We start from the raw sequence: 19484 nt of genomic DNA, 5'->3' as shown, positions 1-19484 counted from the left end.
TTTGTAAAACGATGATAATCTTCACTTAATGATCCATCGGTTTTTGGCATGTTTAGATAAGTAAATTTGTGGCAAGAAGTAAAGACATTATCTTCGGCTCCTATACTGTCAAAATTACACTCCAGTCCTTCTTAAAATTCAAAATGATCTATCAATATATTTGTAACTTTCGAGGTAAGATTATCACGACTGTCAACATTATAAGGTTTAGATCCTTCAAATAGTAAATTTCGAAAATAATATGTTTAGAGCTTGCTTTTAAACTCAACATCCTAGATCCCAATTTAATTAGAGTCATGATAAAATATGTAATTATTTGAATTACAGAATTGTTTTTACAATAAAAAAATGCTCAGAATAATTGTCATAAAAAACTTAAAAAATAAGTACTCATTTCCCATTAATTCTATTTTTTAATTATATATTCGTACAAAATTTAAAAAATTTATAAAATGAACATTACAAAAAAATTTGCAGTAGTATTATTTATTTGCGCATCAATTTTCACTGGTTGTTCTAGTGATGATGACAACAAGGTAATTGAAGTTGTTGATACAGCAACTTTAAAAACATTCAAAGATGTATCTTTTTCTTTAGATTTCTCTGAAGGATTTGAGGCGGGACGTTTTTTCTCAACAGAAACCGGAAAATCATACAAAAAGAGTCAAATAGATGGTACTATTTTACCAAAAATTGATATTGCTTTCTATGGTGGTAGTATGTCGGTAAATTATTTTGTTAGCCCTAAAAATGTAGAAAATGGTGTTTCTGCTAACGCAACAAATACAGATTACATCAATTATGTAACAAATCAGTATACTATTGACCAATTCAATAAATTGGAAAAAGGAGAAGAATTAAATAGTCTAACTATTGCTGATGATGGAGAATCATTTCCAGACAGCAAATTACCGCTTGTTGTTTTGTTTAAAAACGCTGCTGGTAAAAAAGGAGTTATCTACGTTAAATCTGTAACTAGAGTAGGTTCTAATCCTAGAATTGTTGCAGATATCAAAATCCAAAAATAATTGAGATTTATATCCTAAATAATTATTTTTTAAAAATGCGCTAGTTGATTCTAGCGCATTTTTTTTATATCTCTTTCCAATTTTAAATAAAAAAATTACTATTAAGTACATACATTTGAGTAATTAGTTATTTTAAGTTTAAAATATGAAAAAATTTGAAGAAGAGGCAATGAAAAGTCTTTTGGGAAAAAAATTAATAACCCCTGAACAATTCGATCAAGTGCAGGCCTATCGAAATTTAGATTTTTTTTCATTACATACTGAGCTAAAATTATTCATGTATGCCTCTGTATTACTGTTTACCTCAGGTATCGGTATTTTAATTTATAAAAATATTGATAGCATTGGGCATGTCGCTATATTGGCTTTATTACTTTTGGTTACCGTTTTTTGTTTTTACTTCTGTTTTAAAAACGCCTCTGGGTTTAAAAAACAACAAACTCAATTTGAAAATCCTATTTTTGATTACCTGATTTTGGCAGCAGTATTATTAAGTTGCATTTTTGTTGGCTATCTGCAATTTCAATACGCTGTTTTTGGTACTCAATACGGACTCGCCACAATCTTCCCTACAGCAATAGCTTTCTTTTGTGCCTATTATTTTGATAATAAAAGTGTCTTATCAATCGCAATAACCGGTTTAGCAGCATACATTGGTTTATCCGTTTCTCCACAGACTTTACTTCACAATGATTTTTATGAAAACAATACCCTGAGCTACTCGGCTATTTCATTAAGTATTTTATTGGTAATTTGGACGATATACAGTGCTAAAAACGACCTAAAGAAACATTTTAGCTTAGTATTTCTCACGTTTGCTTTGCACATTTTCAGCATCGCTTGTATTAATAATTTATCAGATGGTTATTGGGGTATTTTTATAATACTAATGGCTGGATCCTGCTACTATTTTTACCGTACCAGTTACCTCATTAAATCGGTTTCTTTGTTTGTATTTACCTTAATCTACGCTTATATCAGTATTAATGTAATGCTATTCAAATTTTTAGCATTCATCAACATTGATAGTGAATTAATGATCCCTTTCTTTTTCGTAGTACCCTTTTACTTTATTGGTTCCATCATTTACTTTATTCGACTTATTAAACAATTTAATAAAAAAGCTAATTATGATACAATATAACAAAACCGAATTAGAGCAAGAGTTTCAGGTTGAAGAAGGACGTTCTCTAAAAAAAGCAGGATTTATCAATGCTAGTCAGTTTAATTTGATTGATAAAAATTTAACCGTTCTTAAAAGTCAGAAAAACATATTAATACGAATTGGATTTTTGCTTTTAGGGAGTTTTTTATATTCCTCTATTTGTGGCTTTCTTACTTTAATTAGCCTAGATGCAATGAATGAAAATTATCAATTTCTGGTTTATAGTATTGCTAGTATTGGTTTCATTGGTACAGAAATTTTAACCAAACAAAAATATTACGGTTATGGCCTTGATGATGCTTTCCTACTTGGTGCACAATTGTGCTTAGCAATTGCAATAGGCATTTCAACAGACGGAAACGAACTTACTATCGCATTAATACTCTCACTAACCTCTTTGCTTAGTTATCTTAGATATGTACAGCTATCAATGGCGATCCTATTTTGTATGGCATTCTCTTGTTCATTGATTTTCATGATGTTTGAATTGGGAACTTCCGCAAAAACGATACTGCCTTTTGTAATGATGCTTTTTGCAATAGCCATCTATTTAGGTAGCAAAAAACTTTTAGAAAAATTAACACTACCATTTTATTCTAAAGGAATTGTTTTTACACAAGCTTTTGCACTGATTTTATTTTACGTATCAGGAAATTATATGGTAGTGCGAGAACTCTCAAGCGAATTATTGGGTGTAATTGTTACAACAAATAACGATATTCCGTTTGCCTTTTTCTTTTATGGATTTACGTTTATAGTTCCTGTCAGTTATTTGGTTTGCTCGTTATACAAAAAAGACCGCTTTATGCTTTGGATAGGGATCGCATCTATTTGTTTTTCTATATACACCATCCGTTTTTACTATTTCGTACTACCTATTGAAATTGCACTAACCATTGGTGGTTTGGTATTATTTGCTTTTACTTTTTTTGTCATAAAAAAGATTAAAAACAATACCACTGGAGTTACTTTTCAGCCAGATCGTTTTTCACAAGGAAATCTATTTGGCACTGCCGAAATACTTTTGGCGTCACAATTGGGATTAAAACCCGAAACTACAGTGGAATCGCCTATGGAATTTGGTGATGGAGGTTTTAGTGGCGGAGGTTCTGGTGGTAGTTTTTAAGGTAGATGTATTCAACTTAAATCATATTTTTAAAATCAAAACCAAACCATTGGAACTCTTATCACTTTTTGCTGCATTATATTCTAAAAAACATGATATTAAAAATATAATAGTGATTTCTATAAAGTGAAATATTGATAATTAAAAATCTTCTGGTAACACTATTTCTTGTTTTACAGCCTATCCTTTTACTTTTCCTGGATTCCAATAAACTTAAGTTTTAAAAAAAATAAAACCGCACATTCGCAAATTAGATTTAAATCTTTACTTTGCGTATGTGCGGTTTTTACTATAAGGTGTTTAGCCTAGAACTTAATAGTACCTGTTTTAAGATAAATCGCTGAATTTTTGATGGAGTTACCAATCGCATTATTAAGTGCTTGTTCAAATGCAAAAAGAACTACGCCTGCGCTTCCTTTTGACACAAAATCTAATACTTTTTTTCGTGTCTTAACATCGTAAATCTGAAAATGAGAATTTACAATACAACTTTCACTTTGACCGCCTCCTCTCATTCCCATGCCACCGCCAGCCATTGGCATCATTACGCCAGGATTCCCTTGAATGCTGTTAGTGATTTCGTGACGCAAAATTCTTATCAAATAATCGGCAGTTGAATTTGTAAATAAAGAATCTACTTTTTTTTGTTGCTCCTGATTGACTGTGAAACTATCATTAGAAAGAAATTCTAGTGATCGATCGTATTTAACATTACCAAAAATATTCTCGTTTTTCAATGTTATTGAAAAGAGACTATCAAACTGCTGAATAAAATCTTCTTTTTGTTTATACTTTTTGCTAAATGTCTTAGTAAATTCGTTCACCATTACTTCATCGCTACTTACTAGTAATGCTGTTTTATTGGTGCCAAAAGGAATTCGGAACTATTATAGGGTTTTACTTCACTAATTCGAGTTGCTGTACAAGACACTAATAATTGGATACTTATTACTCCTGCTATTAACAAATTATTTATTTTCATTTATGCTATTTTTCGAATCGACTATTTTTAAAATATGACAAAGATTGATTACAGTTTCGTCCCCAACTCCTCCGCATCAATATCACTATGCGAAACGTTATAAATGGCTTTCCCTTCCTTAATCAAAATCAATTGTGGCGATTGATGCGTTACCCCAAATTGCTCTGCAATAGCATTAGAAATAGCTCTATATTCGATTAAATCTAAAAAATAAGGTGTAACTTTATCTGAGCTATCAAACTCATTTTCAAATTGTTTCAATGCCATTCTACTTACGCTACATCGGGTACTGTGTTTAAAAATAGCCACAGGTTTTTCATTCGACATAGCTATAATTTCATTCAGTTGCCCTAAATCGGTTAGTTCATTCCAATTGATTTTATTTTCATTTAAATCCTTTTCATCTGAACTACTGAACATATTTTTAAAAAAACTCATAATTGTCTTGTTTTAAGACATTTTGACTTAAAAACATGATAAAAATCATGAAATTTCCGTCAATTTGTCTGTATTATTGTATTGGAATATAAATTGAAGATTAATTTGCGAAGTTAAGTAAATAACACAAACAATATAAAGCCATGAACATAAATAAATTCACCATAAAATCTCAGGAAGCCATTCAACTTTCGCAACAATTGGCACAAAGTTACGGCCAGCAACAAATAGAAAACGAACATATTTTTAAAGCGATTTTTGAGATTGATGAAAATGTAGCTCCTTTTATATTAAAAAAACTGAACGTGAATGTCCCGCTATTTCTTCAAATATTGGACAGCACCATTCAGAGTTTCCCGAAAGTTTCCGGAGGCGAAATAATGCTTTCTAGAACTGCAAATACAACCCTTAATGAAGCAGAAATCATTGCCAAAAAAATGAATGATGAGTACGTTTCTGTGGAGCATTTAATTTTGGCAATCTTTGATTCTAAAACCAAAGCAGCCCAAATATTAAAAGATCAAGGCGTAACCGGAAAAGGATTGAAAGCCGCTATTGAAGAATTGCGAAAAGGCGAAAGAGTAACCTCTGCCTCTGCCGAAGAAACCTACAATTCCTTAAATAAATATGCCCGAAACCTTAATGAACTCGCTCGATCCGGAAAACTCGATCCTGTTATTGGTCGTGATGAAGAAATACGCAGGGTGTTACAAATTTTAACCCGAAGAACAAAAAATAACCCAATGTTAGTTGGCGAACCCGGCGTAGGTAAAACCGCTATTGCTGAAGGATTAGCTCACAGAATCGTAGATGGCGACGTTCCCGAAAACCTAAAAGACAAAATCGTGTATTCACTCGATATGGGCGCACTAATTGCCGGTGCCAAATACAAAGGAGAATTTGAAGAACGACTAAAATCTGTGGTGAAAGAGGTCACTGCCGCCGAAGGTGATATTGTTTTATTCATTGACGAAATTCACACGCTTGTGGGTGCAGGAGGTGGCGAAGGCGCTATGGATGCGGCCAACATCTTGAAACCTGCCTTAGCTCGCGGTGAACTCCGTGCTATTGGGGCAACAACATTAGACGAATATCAAAAATACTTTGAAAAAGATAAAGCTCTCGAAAGACGTTTCCAGAAAATAATGGTCGAAGAACCAGATATCGAAAGTGCCATTTCAATTTTGCGTGGTATCAAAGAAAAATACGAAACACATCATAAAGTCCAAATCAAGGACGATGCAATTATAGCGGCTGTCGAATTATCACAACGGTATATCACCAATCGTTTTCTTCCAGACAAAGCTATTGATTTAATGGACGAGGCAGCTTCAAAACTGCGCATGGAAATCAATTCTAAACCCGAAGAACTGGATGTTTTGGATCGAAAAATCATGCAGTTGGAAATCGAAATCGAAGCCATTAAAAGAGAAAAAGACGAATCAAAACTAAAAATTTTAGGACTCGATTTAGCCAATCTAAAAGAAGATCGCAACGAGATTTATGCCAAATGGAAATCAGAGAAAGATGTAGTTGACAACATTCAAGCGGTAAAAACCGAAATTGAAGACCTTAAATACGAGGCTGAGCGTGCGGAACGTAATGGCGATTACGGAAAAGTAGCTGAAATTCGTTATGGAAAAATTAAGGAAGCCCAAGAAAAATTAGCAATCTTCACTAAACAATTACAAGAAAATCAATCTGGAACATCCCTAATAAAGGAAGAAGTGACCCGCGAAGATATTGCGGAAGTCGTAGCAAAATGGACTGGAATTCCAGTTATGAAGATGCTTCAGGGCGAAAGAGAAAAACTGCTTAAACTGGAAGATGAATTGCATCAAAGAGTCGTAGGACAAGAAGAAGCCATTCAAGCCGTGAGTGATGCCGTGCGCAGAAGCCGTGCCGGATTACAGGACATGAAAAAACCGGTGGGAACCTTTCTTTTCCTTGGAACGACGGGAGTTGGTAAAACCGAATTAGCAAAAGCCTTAGCCGAATATTTATTTGATGATGAAAATGCAATGACCCGTATTGATATGAGCGAATATCAAGAACGCCACAGCGTAAGCCGCTTAGTGGGTGCGCCTCCCGGATATGTAGGTTATGATGAAGGCGGACAATTGACCGAAGCCGTTCGTAGAAAACCGTATTCAGTAATCCTTTTGGATGAAATTGAAAAAGCACATCCAGATACCTTCAATATCTTGCTTCAAGTTTTGGATGAAGGACGTTTGACAGATAACAAAGGACGTTTGGCCGATTTTAAAAACACGATTATCATCATGACTTCGAATATGGGAAGTCAAATTATTCAGGATAAATTTGATAATTTGAAAGGAAGTGTCGAAGCCGCAACCGAAGCTGCAAAAGTAGAAGTATTGGGATTATTGAAACAAACGGTTCGTCCGGAATTCATTAACCGTATTGACGAAATTGTGATGTTTACACCATTAACCAATGAAAATATTACCAAAATAGTTGGACTTCAACTGAAAAGCGTGACAAAAATGCTAGCGCTCCAAGGTATCACTATGGACGCTACTCCAGAAGCTATTGCCTATTTAGCCGAGAAAGGATACGATCCGCAATTTGGGGCCAGACCAGTAAAACGGGTCATTCAAAGGGATATACTCAATGAACTGTCCAAAGAAATTCTATCTGGAAAAATAACAACCGACAGCATTGTTTTGATTGATGCTTTTGATGGGAAATTAGTTTTTAGAAATCAAACAGAATTGGTTTCTTAAGAAACTAGAAGCATTTAAACCTAGGAAAACATCAGTCGAAAAGCTGGTGTTTTTTTATGCTATTATGTTTTTATAGAGTAAACCGGCTGATTTAATTGCTATTTTTAATTTCACAAGTTGGAAAATGGAAAATTGGAAAATTACACGAATTGGCTATAAAACAGAGTTGGTTTGCTTTTTTATGCAAGCTAAGTGCTTCTTCTATTTTCTCTTTATTAGTAATACAAACTTTCGGATTGAGATTAATGGCTATAAAACGACCGCTACCATCTTCCAAAACCTCCAGCGTTGCCTCAGCTTCGTCTGTATAGGAAACCACGTCGATATCATTTTGACTGCAAACATATAAGTACGACATCATGTGACAGGAAACCACACTGCTCAATAACAAGTCTTCAGGATTGTACAAAGCAGGATCGCCTTTAAAAGCTTTAGCAGCCGAAACATGTAAAACAGCCTTACCGTCAATGGCTATGGTATGACTTTTAGTATACGTTACCGCTTCCTTTTTAGAAAAAAACCAATCTAATTTGGCTTTAAATATATGTTTGAACCCCATCCTTTTTTTTATTTCAAAAGTAAATAAAAACGAGACTACTACTGCAGAAAGATTTTTTGGGCGAATATTAACTAAAAAAATCACCCGTTTTATAAATAGAGTAAATAAAAAAAGTTTTAGCTTCGCAGGAATAAACAAAACACGCAGCTTAAATTTTGGCAAAGCACTACCAAAATCAATGCGGTTTCTAAAACAATCAAAATGGCATCAGGTTTTTTCGCACTATTAGATGATATCGCAGCAATTATGGACGATGTTGCGGTTATGAGTAAAGTGGCAGCCAAAAAAACGGCAGGTATTTTAGGCGATGATTTAGCCGTAAATGCTGAGAAAGCCTCTGGATTTATCTCCTCCAGAGAACTTCCTGTTCTATGGGCCATCGCAAAAGGTTCCTTAATAAATAAAGTAATCATTTTACCCATCGCTTTTTTGTTGAGCGCCTTTTTGCCCATAGCTGTTATTATAATCTTAGTCCTTGGCGGACTCTATTTGGCCTATGAAGGTGCCGAAAAAATATACGAATATTTCTTTACGCACGAACATGCAAAGCACGAAATTTCGTTGGAGCCGATGACCGAAGAACAAATTTTGGCATTCGAAAAAGAAAAAATAAAATCGGCTATTGTCACTGATTTTATCCTCTCTGTAGAAATCGTAATTATTGCCCTCGGAACTGTCATAGGCAAACCCATTTTATCACAAATAATGGTCGTAACTATCATTGCAATCATAGCTACAGTAGGCGTTTACGGCATCGTAGCCTTAATTGTTCGCATGGACGAAGCAGGTTTAAAGTTGATTAAAGTTAATAGCAATGAAGGCAGTTTTACCAATAAACTAGGAAATGTATTAGTGCAAGCGTTACCCAAAGTCATCAAAAGTTTATCTGTAATAGGAACAATTGCTCTACTATTAGTGGCAGGCGGAATATTTGTACACAATATTTATTTTTTACACGATTTATTACCACAAGTACCAGCTATCCTCACAGAATTTGTAATTGGACTTGCAGTTGGTTTGCTAGTTTTAGGGATTGTAACCGCATTCAAAAAGATCATTGGCAAGAATTAAGCAGCAATTCAATACACTTTAGTCGCATACATAATTTATAAACAAGGAAAACATCAGTCAAGAGGCTGGTGTTTTTTTATTTCTTTTTTTAGGAGCATGCGGCTTTGTTTTTTCAAGACGAGTTGTCCCGCTGTCCGCAGTATCTTTTTATAAACGCAACCCTCTCGGGTTACATTTATAAAGAGGATACTTGCTCCCATCTGGGCTATTTGACAACGACTTTTTTCCAGAATAAAGTTGCCGGAAAAAATGTTTTATTATAGTTTACAATCTCTTATAAATCATATTAGAATAAAAAGCTCTTTTAATAATTTGTAAGAAAATTTTAATATATTTGAAAATCAATAATGCGAAATAAACCTTTGACAATCTGCCCGTATTTGGGTGTATATACGAAGTTTTGTTTCGCCTATATACTAGTTAGCAGTTATACTAAAAAAACTACAAATATATGTTTCCAATTTACGTTAGAAATCCAGGGACTGGTGCCCGAATTTACATCAAGGAATTTTCCCAAAATTTCAAAAAGATTTGTTCTGAACATCAAGAAGAAGGCAAAGCAAGTTCCTTCGCATTAATTGTACACGATTTTAAAAATCCACAAGTAACAAAAGTTCTTAAAGATGATGAATATTTTAATGCTCTGAATGAAATATCTGGTCATAATTTAACGGTTTTTTACCTTGAATTAACTTCTGAATATAAACAGAAATCGAGTAATAATTTTGTAAAAGAAATGAACGAATTTCTTTTTGAAGAATTTGACGCAGAAGATAAGGTTAAAACACCAGCAATTTTATTTTTTCAAGTTAAGGACAAAGAAATTATCGATTACTTTTTTTGTTCATTAAAAGAGAATACAGTTGAAAAATCATTTTTAGAACTTGAAGGTTTACTAACAAAAGTTAGCTCGGTAATGGAACATATTTCTCCAGAAAATCGAAAAAATTACGAACAGATTTTTAATTTAATTAAACAAGAAATAGATTCAGCAAAGACAATAAATATTGTAAAATCAAAAGCTGGAAAAATATATAAATTTGGAAAAATAATTTTATTTATTGAAAAGATTTTTTCTCTAATATAGTGTACTACCGCTACTACACATTTTTGGCTACTGCGGAATTTAGTGGAATTATCGTTTTTAAATCGTATTTTCGTTCAGCCGAAAATACTCGTCTTCGAAGTCCGCAACATCAACAAGCGCAGGAACGTTATGTGATATTATAAACCAATAAAACTCTACAAATGAATTATATATTTAGTCAATTAGATCGTAAAATAAAATTTTTAAAATTTGAAAATCAATATGGTGACCTTAGAACTTATTATCAAGCTAAATTAGAACTGAAATTAATTTTCATTTTGGCTTATCTATGGAATCAAAATTTTGACAAAATTGAAGAAAACAATAAAGAACAAATAATAAATGCAATACTTAAACCATCAATAGGTTCAATTATTCAAATAATAAGAACTTTAGATATTTCTAATGAGTTTTTTGGTAATAAAGCTATAAAAAAATTGAGCCAAAAAATTAATGAATATCCGGCTTTTAGAAATGAAAAAATCGGGCATGGATATTCTTTTGAAGACGATAAAGAAAATATAATTGAATTTTATGAGGAATTCTTTAAAATATTTGAGGACAAAGAAGTTAATACAATATTCAGTGATGTAAAATTAATAAAAGTAACAAGTTCTGAATCAGATAGTTTTAAAGGCATTATTTATGAATCTGATGGAGCAAACTATAAAGGTTGGGTATGCCCAAGACAAACGAAAGAATTTAATGTTGGCGATGTTTATGTACAAACAGATAGTAATAGTTACTTACGTGTTTCTCCTTTTATTTTAATAGAGAGTGAAGATGAGTTTTACTCATTTTGTTCAATTGATGAGAAATTAACAGGAAGAACAAAATATAATAGAATAAATAAAACTGGACAGAAAGTTATTGACGTTTTAGAGTTTGAGAAACTAATTATTAGTCAGGATAATTTTAAAATAAAGTCAGCGAATGGTACAGTAATAAATATTTTTGATAAAAATTATAAAAAATACATTGATGTTGGTATTACGAGTAAAGTAATTACTTTTCTCGAAAAAAGTAAAGCTTTTGTATTTGCGACAATATGGGGACACGGTGGTGTAGGCAAAACAGCTTCCATTCAGAGAGTATGTGAAACACTTTGTAATCAAGAAAAAAAAGTATTTGATTATATTATATTTTTATCGGCAAAAGACAGATATTACAATTATTATCAAGGTAAAGTTTTTAATATATCAGATAAAATTACTTCATTAGAAGATATTGTTACAAAAATTAATCTAATAATGTTTGATGAAAACGTTTATAATGAAGAAAACATTATACAATTTAAAGGAAAATTATTTATAATAATTGATGATTATGAAACATTTTCAAAGTCAGAAAAATCTAAAATCATTGAGTTTATTAAAAAATTAGATATTAATCATCATAAGGTTGTTTTAACTACTAGAGCTGTAAATTTAATTACTGGAGAAGAAATTCAGACTAAAGAATTAAATAAAGAAGAAACAATTAAGTTTTATATAGAATCCATAAAAAATGAATTTCCTAATTACAATATTTCTCATTTAAATGATGAATTAAAATGTTCTGAGCTTCAAAATAAAATTTTTGAAATTACTTTTGGTAGACCATTATTTATTTTGCAATTGGGTATTCTAACTGTTCAATTTGGAAGCCTTAAAGAAGCTACAAAGATCAATATTAATACCACAAAAGAAGCTATTAACTTTCTTTATGATAGAATCTATGATTATTTATCATTAGACGCTAAAAATATGTTTCTAGCAATAAGTCTTATTACAGAAGAAAACGATTTAACAGGGCTGCTGAACAATTTAAGATTTATATTAAATAAAGAAGACAAAGAGGAAGATTTTCAAGCCTCATTGAGTGAACTTGTAAAACTTAAAATTATAACAATTGAAGACAAAGACTTTTTTAAAGTTTATTCTTTCGAGGTATATAATTTAATGAAAGTTTATTACAGTAAAAAAGGTCCTGAATATGATGGAGGAATTACAAGTAGATTTAATTTACTAAATGTCGATGAAAATTATTCGACCGAAGAAGCATTATTAGCAAATGCAGATACTTCTAAATTAATAGAAAGTGAAATTGAAGTTGAAAATAAATATAGATATATACTTAATAGGGAAAAAACACCATACGAATTAAAAAGAACTGCCTTACTAAATTTTGCAAAGTATCTAGTTACAACAAGGGGTAAACATTTCAAAGCAATAAAACTGTTTGATGATTACAATCACCTATTCAGTAAAGACTTTGCATATGTAATAAATTTCGCACCGACTTGTTGGGCTGATGGTAATTATGAAAACAAATTGAAATCAATTCAAGTTTTGTCAAATTTTCTTAGCCTAAATTCAAAAACTCTTCCTTTAGAGAATGATTTAGAAGTATTAGGAATGTTAACTACTTACAAGTCTATTTTAGTAGTTAGTGAAAGAGATGAGCTGAAAACTTTACTGAGAAGTGGAGAAATTGATGAAAAACAATATCAAAATTTATATCAAAAGCAAAAAATAGAATTTAGGGATATTCTAAGATTTCCAGGATTAAAACTATGGAAATATATTAAAACTATAGACTTAATGACACTATCTCCGAACTGTAGAAATCAGGTCTTAGACGGTTTAACTCATTTATCTGAAATTTGTATTAGGAACAATAGATATGATTTTACAAAAGATATATGTAATAAAATAATTGAAGAAATGCCTCAGAACTATCATAATCCCTTCATATCTAAACTCAATAAAGTAGATAATATAGAAAATAAAAACAAACTAAATACTGAGGTGAATTTAACAAAAGAAACTAAGGTTTCTGCATTTGGTGAGTTGTTACTTGACAAATTAAAAAAATAACATCACATAACAGATAAGGTTTCGTTGCGGCTGCAAGCCGAACAATGAAACCTGTGTTGAACGGAACCGATTACATGCCGTCAACACTTATGGAGTTATCGTAAAGTTTAGAGAGAGAATTTCAAGAGGCAAGTGAGCCTCTTTTTTTGTGCGGTAAAATCAAGATGGTTTTTACTTGTTTTTCATTCACTTTCGGGCATCAATTTCTTTACCCATAATTTTGCTTTTACAGGAATTAGTAATTTGGATGCCTGCTGCCACAGTATCTTTATAAACGCAACCCTCTCATTTTCATTTATAAAAAGCGTATTTGCTCCCATTTGGGCTAATTCACAACGAGTTTTTTTCAGAATAAAGTTTTCTAATGAAGTCTTTTTTAAATTTTAGATTCTGTTACTTTTCATATTGGATAAAAAAGATGACTACCTATTTGTAAGAAAATTTTAATAATTTTGAAAAGAAATAAAGAAAAATAAACCTTGCCGATCAAGCCATTTTTGTGTGGATATACTAAGTTTATTTCGTCTATATACTAGTTTTGTGAAACCTATGAAAAAACTAACACTAATAATATTGACAATTTTAACTTTGGGTTTCATAATACCCAAGAAGAACACTATTTTTATTGGAACTGTCGTGTCAGACGAACAAACCAAAAAGGATATAACAGGACTTATTATCGATTTTCGTATCGACACATTAGTAATTGCTCAAAGCATTGTTGATAAAAATGGAACGTTTAAAATTTCTGCATCTGCTGACAAAGAATTTGATGTTTATTACCGTGGAATTGGAATCGGCGAAAATTATGCTTCAACTATAATATCAACAGAAATAGATACTCTTAAGTTTACAATTCAAATTCCTAGAAAATACAATAAAAAGTATGGTAAAATAGTTTGCCCCAAATGCTCAAGACAAGACCAAACTATACCTATTCGTTACGGACTTGGAACTGAAATTATTTATCGAAACGTTGACAAAAAAGGAGACACAACATACATATCATACGATAAAAACAATTATTATGAAGGTGGATGTGTGAATTCAGAAATTAGTCCTAAATATTTTTGTAAACGAGACATAATAAAATTTTAATGATAATCATAAAAAAGGCAGCACACAACAGTTAGGTTTTCGCTGCGTGCACAGCACGAAAAATGAAACCCGTGTTGAACGGAACCGGTCACTGGAAGGAACTATGTACTTATCGTAAATTTTAGAGAGAGAATAACAAGAGGATTGAGTCTCCTCTTTTTTTGTGGGGTAAAATCAAGATGATTTTTATATGTTTTCATTCACTTTCGGTCAAACATGCCCTTTACCATTATTTAGCTTTTACAGGAAATTGTAATTTGGCTGCCAGCTGCCGCAGTATCTTTATAAACGCAACCCTCTCGGGTTTCATTTATAAAAAGGATACTTGCTCCCATCTGGGCTATGTGACAACGATATTATCCAGAATAAAGTTTTCGAATAAAGTGCTTTTTTAAATTTTAGATTCTGTTACTTTTCATATTGGATAAAAAAGATGTTTACTTATTTGTAAGAAAATTTTAATATATTTGAAAAGAAATAAACCGAAACAAACCTTTGTCAATTTATCTATTTTTAGGTGGATATACGAAGGTTTATTTCGTACGTATATGAGTTGTGTACCATTTTACCAAAACGAACCAAAAAACGAAAAAACAAAAACTTAAAATTTTAAAATGAAATTATTCTTAAAAGTTATTATCTTTTTTACACTTTTTAGTTCAATAAAAAGTCAATCTCAAACAATTGATACTTTAGTGGATGTAGGAAATCATAAACTACATTTTACCATTATAAAAGGTTCAGGAATTCCAATTCTTTTTGAAGCAGGTGCTGGAAGTGATGGAAGAGTTTGGAATTCTATTCTGCAACCAATTGCAGATTTAACTGGAGCAACAATAATAACATATGATAGAGAAGGTTTAGGTAAAAGCACTATGAATACTTTAGAAACTGAAGACTCAAAACACGGTATGTTAAATAGCCTTGTTGATTTAGAAACAGGATTAAAAAAATTGGGTTACAATAAACAAATTATGTTAGTTTCTCATTCTTTTGGCGGTTACTTTTCAACTTTATATTCAGTAAGGAATCCAAATCTTGTAAAATCGATTGTATTAATAGATGTAAACCATAATTTTATGGAAAAGTTTGTAGAAAGCGATTTAAAAAATCAAGAACTACTTATTCCAGAATGGAAAAAAAACAATCTCCCTATATATTACATGGCGACAAATATACGCGAAACTGTCAAAATGATGAGTGAAATTTCAATTCCACAAAATATTCCAGTTGTAGATTTAATTAGTGGAATTGCATCTTTTAAAGAAACTGAAAAAGTAGAACATTGGAAAGAATGTCATAAAAATTTTGTTGCTAGTCATCCAAAAAGTATCGGTATTACCGCATTTGAATGTGGTCACGGAATTTGGTTTGATAATCCAACTTTAGTCATAACAACAATAGCTAAAAGTTATGCTGAAACTCTAGATAAAAAACAGAAAACGGAAGTTTATGAACGTACTCTAAATTATGCCATTAGTTCATCAAACAACGTCAAAAAAGAAAATATTACTTACATACATTCGGAAGACAATCTGAATAATTTAGGTTACGAATATTTAAACAAGAACGAGAATGAAAAAGCTTTAGAAATTTTCAAATTAAACGTATTATTATATCCTACCAGTGGAAATGCTTACGATAGTTATGGAGAAATACTATTAAAAATTAACAAAAAAGAAGAAGCAATTAAAATGTATAAAAAGTCTATTGAATTAAATCCCGAAAATGAAAATGGCAAAAGAGTTTTAGAAGAACTTTTAAAACAATAGTAAATGAAAAAACGTACGCAAAACAGCCATTTTGAGCTAGCCGGAATTTAGTGGAATTACCGTTTCGCATCAAGTTTTCGTTAAGCATAAAATTGAGCGGTAACGAACTTTCGGCCAGCTCAAAGTGGCAAAACATTGACATTAAACACCTCAAATATCGATTAAGATAAAATATGAATTACATTAGCGAAATAGAAAATATTCTAGTGAATAAAGAAAATTTTATGCAAATAGAATATCAGAAAACAGAAAATGGTGATCAAATAATATTCACTCCAAAAAATCATCAAACAGCAGTTCTAATACTCGTTTATGTTTTGCCTTTTTTCTTATTGTACTTTTATATTAAAGACGGTTTAAAATCCGAACAAATACTTTATTTCTTCGGTATACTAATTTTTCAATATGTGATTGCCTATAAATATTTCGAAAAATTGAATAAAGTAATTATTGATTTTAAAATTAAAGAAGTCAAGATTGAAAATAATTCTATGATTAAGAAAATTTATGATAAAAAGGCAATAAATTTTAAAGATATAAATTGCATTGAAGCTAAATATTCAAATAAGCATCAAGATAAATTCATATTAAAAACTACTAAAGAAGTTGAACATTATATGTTTGCAGGAAGTACAATAATGTTTAATGGTAGAGAATACACAAAAAAAGTTGCTAATAATCTAACATATTTAATCAAATTACAGAAAATATAATAGCTACTGCCAAAAGTTAGAGTTCTTCGTTTCCTGCGTCGCATGAACAATGAAGACGCTGTTGAACGCTACAGATTATATGCCGTAAACACTTAAGGAGTTATCGAAAGCTTTTTAAAAGAATAACAAAATGCATGTGAGTCTCTAGTTATATGCGGTAAAATCAATATGGTTTTTACGTGTTTTCCTTCACATTTGGACATAAATCTAAAATTCTACGAAGTATCCCAACTTCGCAGTCGAGATACAAAAGCCGCAAGCTAGTATTTTCAAATTCGGATTTAGGTGTACTACCGTGATACTATTTTCCGGTGTAGTTAGGACAACCGAAACACTTGACATCCAAATTAAATTGATAGGTCAAAGAAAGTTCATAGATACCACCTGTTTTTCCAATTTTGGACGTATTTAAATCATAAGCGAGTCCCAATCGTAAATGATTGTATTGCAACCCCGTAAAAAGATTGACAGAGGTAAGCAACTGGTTATTAAAACCATTTTTAGCAGGATTTGTTACGGCAGTTGCCCCAAAAAACATTTTTTCGAATAAGATAGAAGCCCCAACATCGAGTCGGTTATAGCGGCCTTGTTGCATGTAATTTGAAGTTACAAACATTTTAGTCGCGTACGGAAAAAATTTTACGTCGATATAGTTTGCCAGCAGAAATTCATAACCGGTGCTCAGCGAGAAAAAAGTATTCAAAGGCACATTTCCATCTTCGGTAAATGCTATATTGGGTTTGTTAAGATGCTTCATAGATAGACCGATCCACATAGAATCAGTATTAAAAACCATTCCTGCGCTCGCATCAAAAAAACTTATTTTATTGTTTCGCAACAATGGATCAACAGAATTTGAATTTACAATTCCTGTTCTTATATTTATTTGATCTTCTAATAATAAATTTTGAAACGCAAATGATTTGAGTCCAAAACCAACTTCAATTGCAGGTCTGAAATCCCAATCATCACTAACTCTTACCTTATAAGCATAATTAGCATTGATTTGCGTGAAATTGTAGTTGGTGACATTTTCTCTTTGGTTTAAAACACTAATACCGTATCCACTACTCATTTTTTCGTTCCAAGTATTAAAAAAAGCGTAATCAGTGTCAATTTTTAAATCTAAATCAGGCCATTGCTCTCTATGGATAACGCCGGTATAAGTGGTTTCCATAAAACCTGAAAAACCAGGATTCAACGTTTCTGGAACCAAAAAATATTGTGTAAAAACAGGATCTTGCGCGTTTACTTTTGAATAAATACAACAGGATATAATTATAATAAATAGCTTAATTTTCATTCGATTTATGCGTCGCTTTATTTGATTAATGTAAAGGCACCATCTTCGATTATGGTGTGATTATAAAAAGTTTTTGCCGTGAGTTTGAATTGGTAATTTCCATTTTCAGCATCTAAATCTTTAATTTTTCCGTTCCAGCCACTCAAGGTTTGTCCTTTCTCACTGTGTACTACGCTGCCCCATGTATCGTAAATGTCTAAAGTCATTTCTATGAAACCTAGAAATACAGGTGAAAAAGTATCGTTTACACCGTCACCATTTGGGGTAAATGCATTTGGCATCATTAGACTATATCCTTTTTCTACCAGTACAGTGGCGCTGTAAATATATTGGCAACCAAACGGATAAGTGACGGTTTGTTTGACCGTATAAGTACCTGTTTTTGTGAAAATGTGTTTTGGACTTTCCTCATCAGAAAAATTACCATCTCCAAAATCCCAAGCACTTTTTATAAAATCTCCTGTTGCTAAATTGTTGAACAAAATTGGGTCATAAATAGAGTACAATCCATAAACATCATTCCCATAAGAACTTGTTTTGAAGTTTGCTTCGCCTAATACAGGAGTATCAACATTATAAGTAATATTAGCAGTACACCCAAAACTATCCGTAACACTAAAAATAACCAAGCCATTATTATTGGTATTCATTATTTCATTGTTGACGCCTGTAACAACGCCATCAGACCAGCTTAATTGATACGGTGGAATTCCGCCTTTTACTTTTCCTACAAATGTTTGTTTAACGTATTTAGTGTTACAGTCAAAATCTGTCAAAACTTCAATCGAAGGTGTTAATTGATCAAATCGAATAATCTTCCACGATTCAGATTTTTTGCAGCCATTAGCATCAGTGACCGTTACGGTATAATTATTGGGAGGAAGGTTTTGTAAATCTTCTGAAGTAGCGCCATTAGACCAAGAAAAATTAAAAGGAGGCATACCACCAGTTACTACTAAATTAATTGAACCTGTATTCGCATTCAAACAATCTAAAGGGTTGGCAACATCTGCTCTCAACTCTAATAACAATGGTTCGTTGATAATGAATTCCTCCCTTATTTTACAAAATTTTCCGTCTGTTATAGTAACTGCATATTTACCAGGTCCCAAATTATTTCGTTCTATGCCGGCAGTTGCATTATCATCCCACACTAAAGTAACTGGAGCTTTACCTCCAACAAGATTCAGTCTAATATATGCATCCTTTGCACCATAGCATGAAATCTGTTTCACATTTGGATTTATCGTAAAAACTGGCGCATTATCAATAATGATAGGAAATACTTTCACACAATTTAAAGCATCAGTAATCGTGATAGTATAAGATCCCGCAGATAGATTATTTTGTACTCTTCCCGTTCCTAGAGTACTCCAAGTTATCAAATACGGCTCTCCGGTAGTAAACGGAATTCCTCCCGTAATGTTAGTAATAGTAATCGAAGCATTAGAATAGTTGTAGCAAGCAATCTCTGTTTTTGTATATTCTAATCGTATTTCATTATTTTGAAGTAGAATTACCTGCAACTTATCTGTAC

15 protein-coding genes are annotated in these 19484 nt (G+C 31.8%); 10 read left to right on the top strand and 5 right to left on the bottom strand.

The window, feature by feature from the left end; translation table 11 throughout:
• The first annotated feature begins 452 nt into the window (after window positions 1–452).
• The 3 genes from AC061C_RS11305 to AC061C_RS11295 all read left to right on the top strand — a co-directional run bounded on the left by AC061C_RS11305 (window position 453) and on the right by AC061C_RS11295 (window position 3319).
• Window positions 453–1028: a hypothetical protein gene (locus tag AC061C_RS11305; protein WP_478291262.1), complete on the top strand. Its 576-nt coding sequence runs from the start codon at window positions 453–455 to the stop codon at window positions 1026–1028.
• A 145-nt stretch (window positions 1029–1173) separates the two neighbouring features.
• Window positions 1174–2172 (top strand): DUF2157 domain-containing protein, encoded by a 999-nt coding sequence (locus tag AC061C_RS11300; protein WP_478291261.1) that lies wholly within the window; start codon window positions 1174–1176, stop codon window positions 2170–2172.
• Complete coding sequence (locus AC061C_RS11295) at window positions 2159–3319, top strand: hypothetical protein (RefSeq protein WP_478291260.1); 1161 nt, start codon at window positions 2159–2161, stop codon at window positions 3317–3319. The genes AC061C_RS11300 and AC061C_RS11295 overlap by 14 nt, the downstream gene beginning before the upstream one ends.
• A 305-nt stretch (window positions 3320–3624) precedes the next feature.
• On the opposite strand, the gene AC061C_RS11290 is transcribed toward AC061C_RS11295, so the two are convergent.
• On the bottom strand, window positions 3625–4146 hold the full coding sequence (locus AC061C_RS11290) for a hypothetical protein (RefSeq protein ID WP_478291259.1): 522 nt from the start codon (window positions 4144–4146) through the stop codon (window positions 3625–3627).
• Window positions 4147–4349: 203 nt separating this feature from the next.
• Entirely contained in the window at window positions 4350–4739 is a 390-nt protein-coding gene (gene ytxJ / locus AC061C_RS11285; RefSeq protein WP_417967939.1) for a bacillithiol system redox-active protein YtxJ, read from the bottom strand.
• Window positions 4740–4882: 143 nt separating this feature from the next.
• Between ytxJ and clpB the strand changes: the two genes are divergently transcribed.
• Complete coding sequence (gene clpB, locus AC061C_RS11280) at window positions 4883–7486, top strand: ATP-dependent chaperone ClpB (RefSeq protein WP_478291258.1); 2604 nt, start codon at window positions 4883–4885, stop codon at window positions 7484–7486.
• Between the two features lie 91 nt (window positions 7487–7577).
• Here the strand turns inward: clpB and AC061C_RS11275 are convergent, their stop codons facing one another.
• Window positions 7578–8045 (bottom strand): OsmC family protein, encoded by a 468-nt coding sequence (locus tag AC061C_RS11275; protein WP_478291257.1) that lies wholly within the window; start codon window positions 8043–8045, stop codon window positions 7578–7580.
• Window positions 8046–8246: 201 nt separating this feature from the next.
• On the opposite strand from AC061C_RS11275, the gene AC061C_RS11270 reads away from it, so the two are divergent.
• The 6 genes from AC061C_RS11270 (at window position 8247) to AC061C_RS11245 (ending at window position 16644) form a co-directional block, all read left to right on the top strand.
• The gene (locus AC061C_RS11270) at window positions 8247–9116 is read left to right on the top strand and encodes a DUF808 domain-containing protein (protein ID WP_478291256.1); all 870 of its coding nucleotides are present in this window, start codon (window positions 8247–8249) and stop codon (window positions 9114–9116) included.
• A 451-nt stretch (window positions 9117–9567) separates the two neighbouring features.
• Entirely contained in the window at window positions 9568–10203 is a 636-nt protein-coding gene (locus tag AC061C_RS11265) for a hypothetical protein (RefSeq protein ID WP_478291255.1), read from the top strand.
• Window positions 10204–10364: 161 nt separating this feature from the next.
• A complete protein-coding gene (locus tag AC061C_RS11260) occupies window positions 10365–13061 on the top strand; it encodes an NB-ARC domain-containing protein (protein ID WP_478291254.1) in 2697 nt (898 codons plus the stop codon).
• A gap of 588 nt (window positions 13062–13649) precedes the next feature.
• Window positions 13650–14159 carry a hypothetical protein gene (locus AC061C_RS11255; RefSeq protein WP_478291253.1) on the top strand — a complete coding sequence of 170 codons (510 nt, stop codon included), beginning with the start codon at window positions 13650–13652 and terminating at the stop codon, window positions 14157–14159.
• A 614-nt stretch (window positions 14160–14773) separates the two neighbouring features.
• Window positions 14774–15931, top strand: a complete 1158-nt coding sequence (locus tag AC061C_RS11250) for an alpha/beta fold hydrolase (protein WP_478291252.1) — start codon at window positions 14774–14776, stop codon at window positions 15929–15931.
• A 173-nt stretch (window positions 15932–16104) separates the two neighbouring features.
• On the top strand, window positions 16105–16644 hold the full coding sequence (locus tag AC061C_RS11245) for a hypothetical protein (protein ID WP_478291251.1): 540 nt from the start codon (window positions 16105–16107) through the stop codon (window positions 16642–16644).
• Between the two features lie 301 nt (window positions 16645–16945).
• Here the strand turns inward: AC061C_RS11245 and AC061C_RS11240 are convergent, their stop codons facing one another.
• Both AC061C_RS11240 and AC061C_RS11235 read right to left on the bottom strand, forming a co-directional pair.
• Window positions 16946–17947 carry a PorP/SprF family type IX secretion system membrane protein gene (locus tag AC061C_RS11240; RefSeq protein WP_478291250.1) on the bottom strand — a complete coding sequence of 334 codons (1002 nt, stop codon included), beginning with the start codon at window positions 17945–17947 and terminating at the stop codon, window positions 16946–16948.
• A gap of 17 nt (window positions 17948–17964) precedes the next feature.
• Window positions 17965–19484: T9SS type B sorting domain-containing protein (locus AC061C_RS11235; protein WP_478291249.1), on the bottom strand; the 1520-nt coding region annotated here is incomplete at its 5' end.

The sequence above is a fragment of the Flavobacterium sp. GNP010 genome (assembly GCF_056428945.1).
This window is presented reverse-complemented; position numbering and strand designations above follow the sequence as displayed.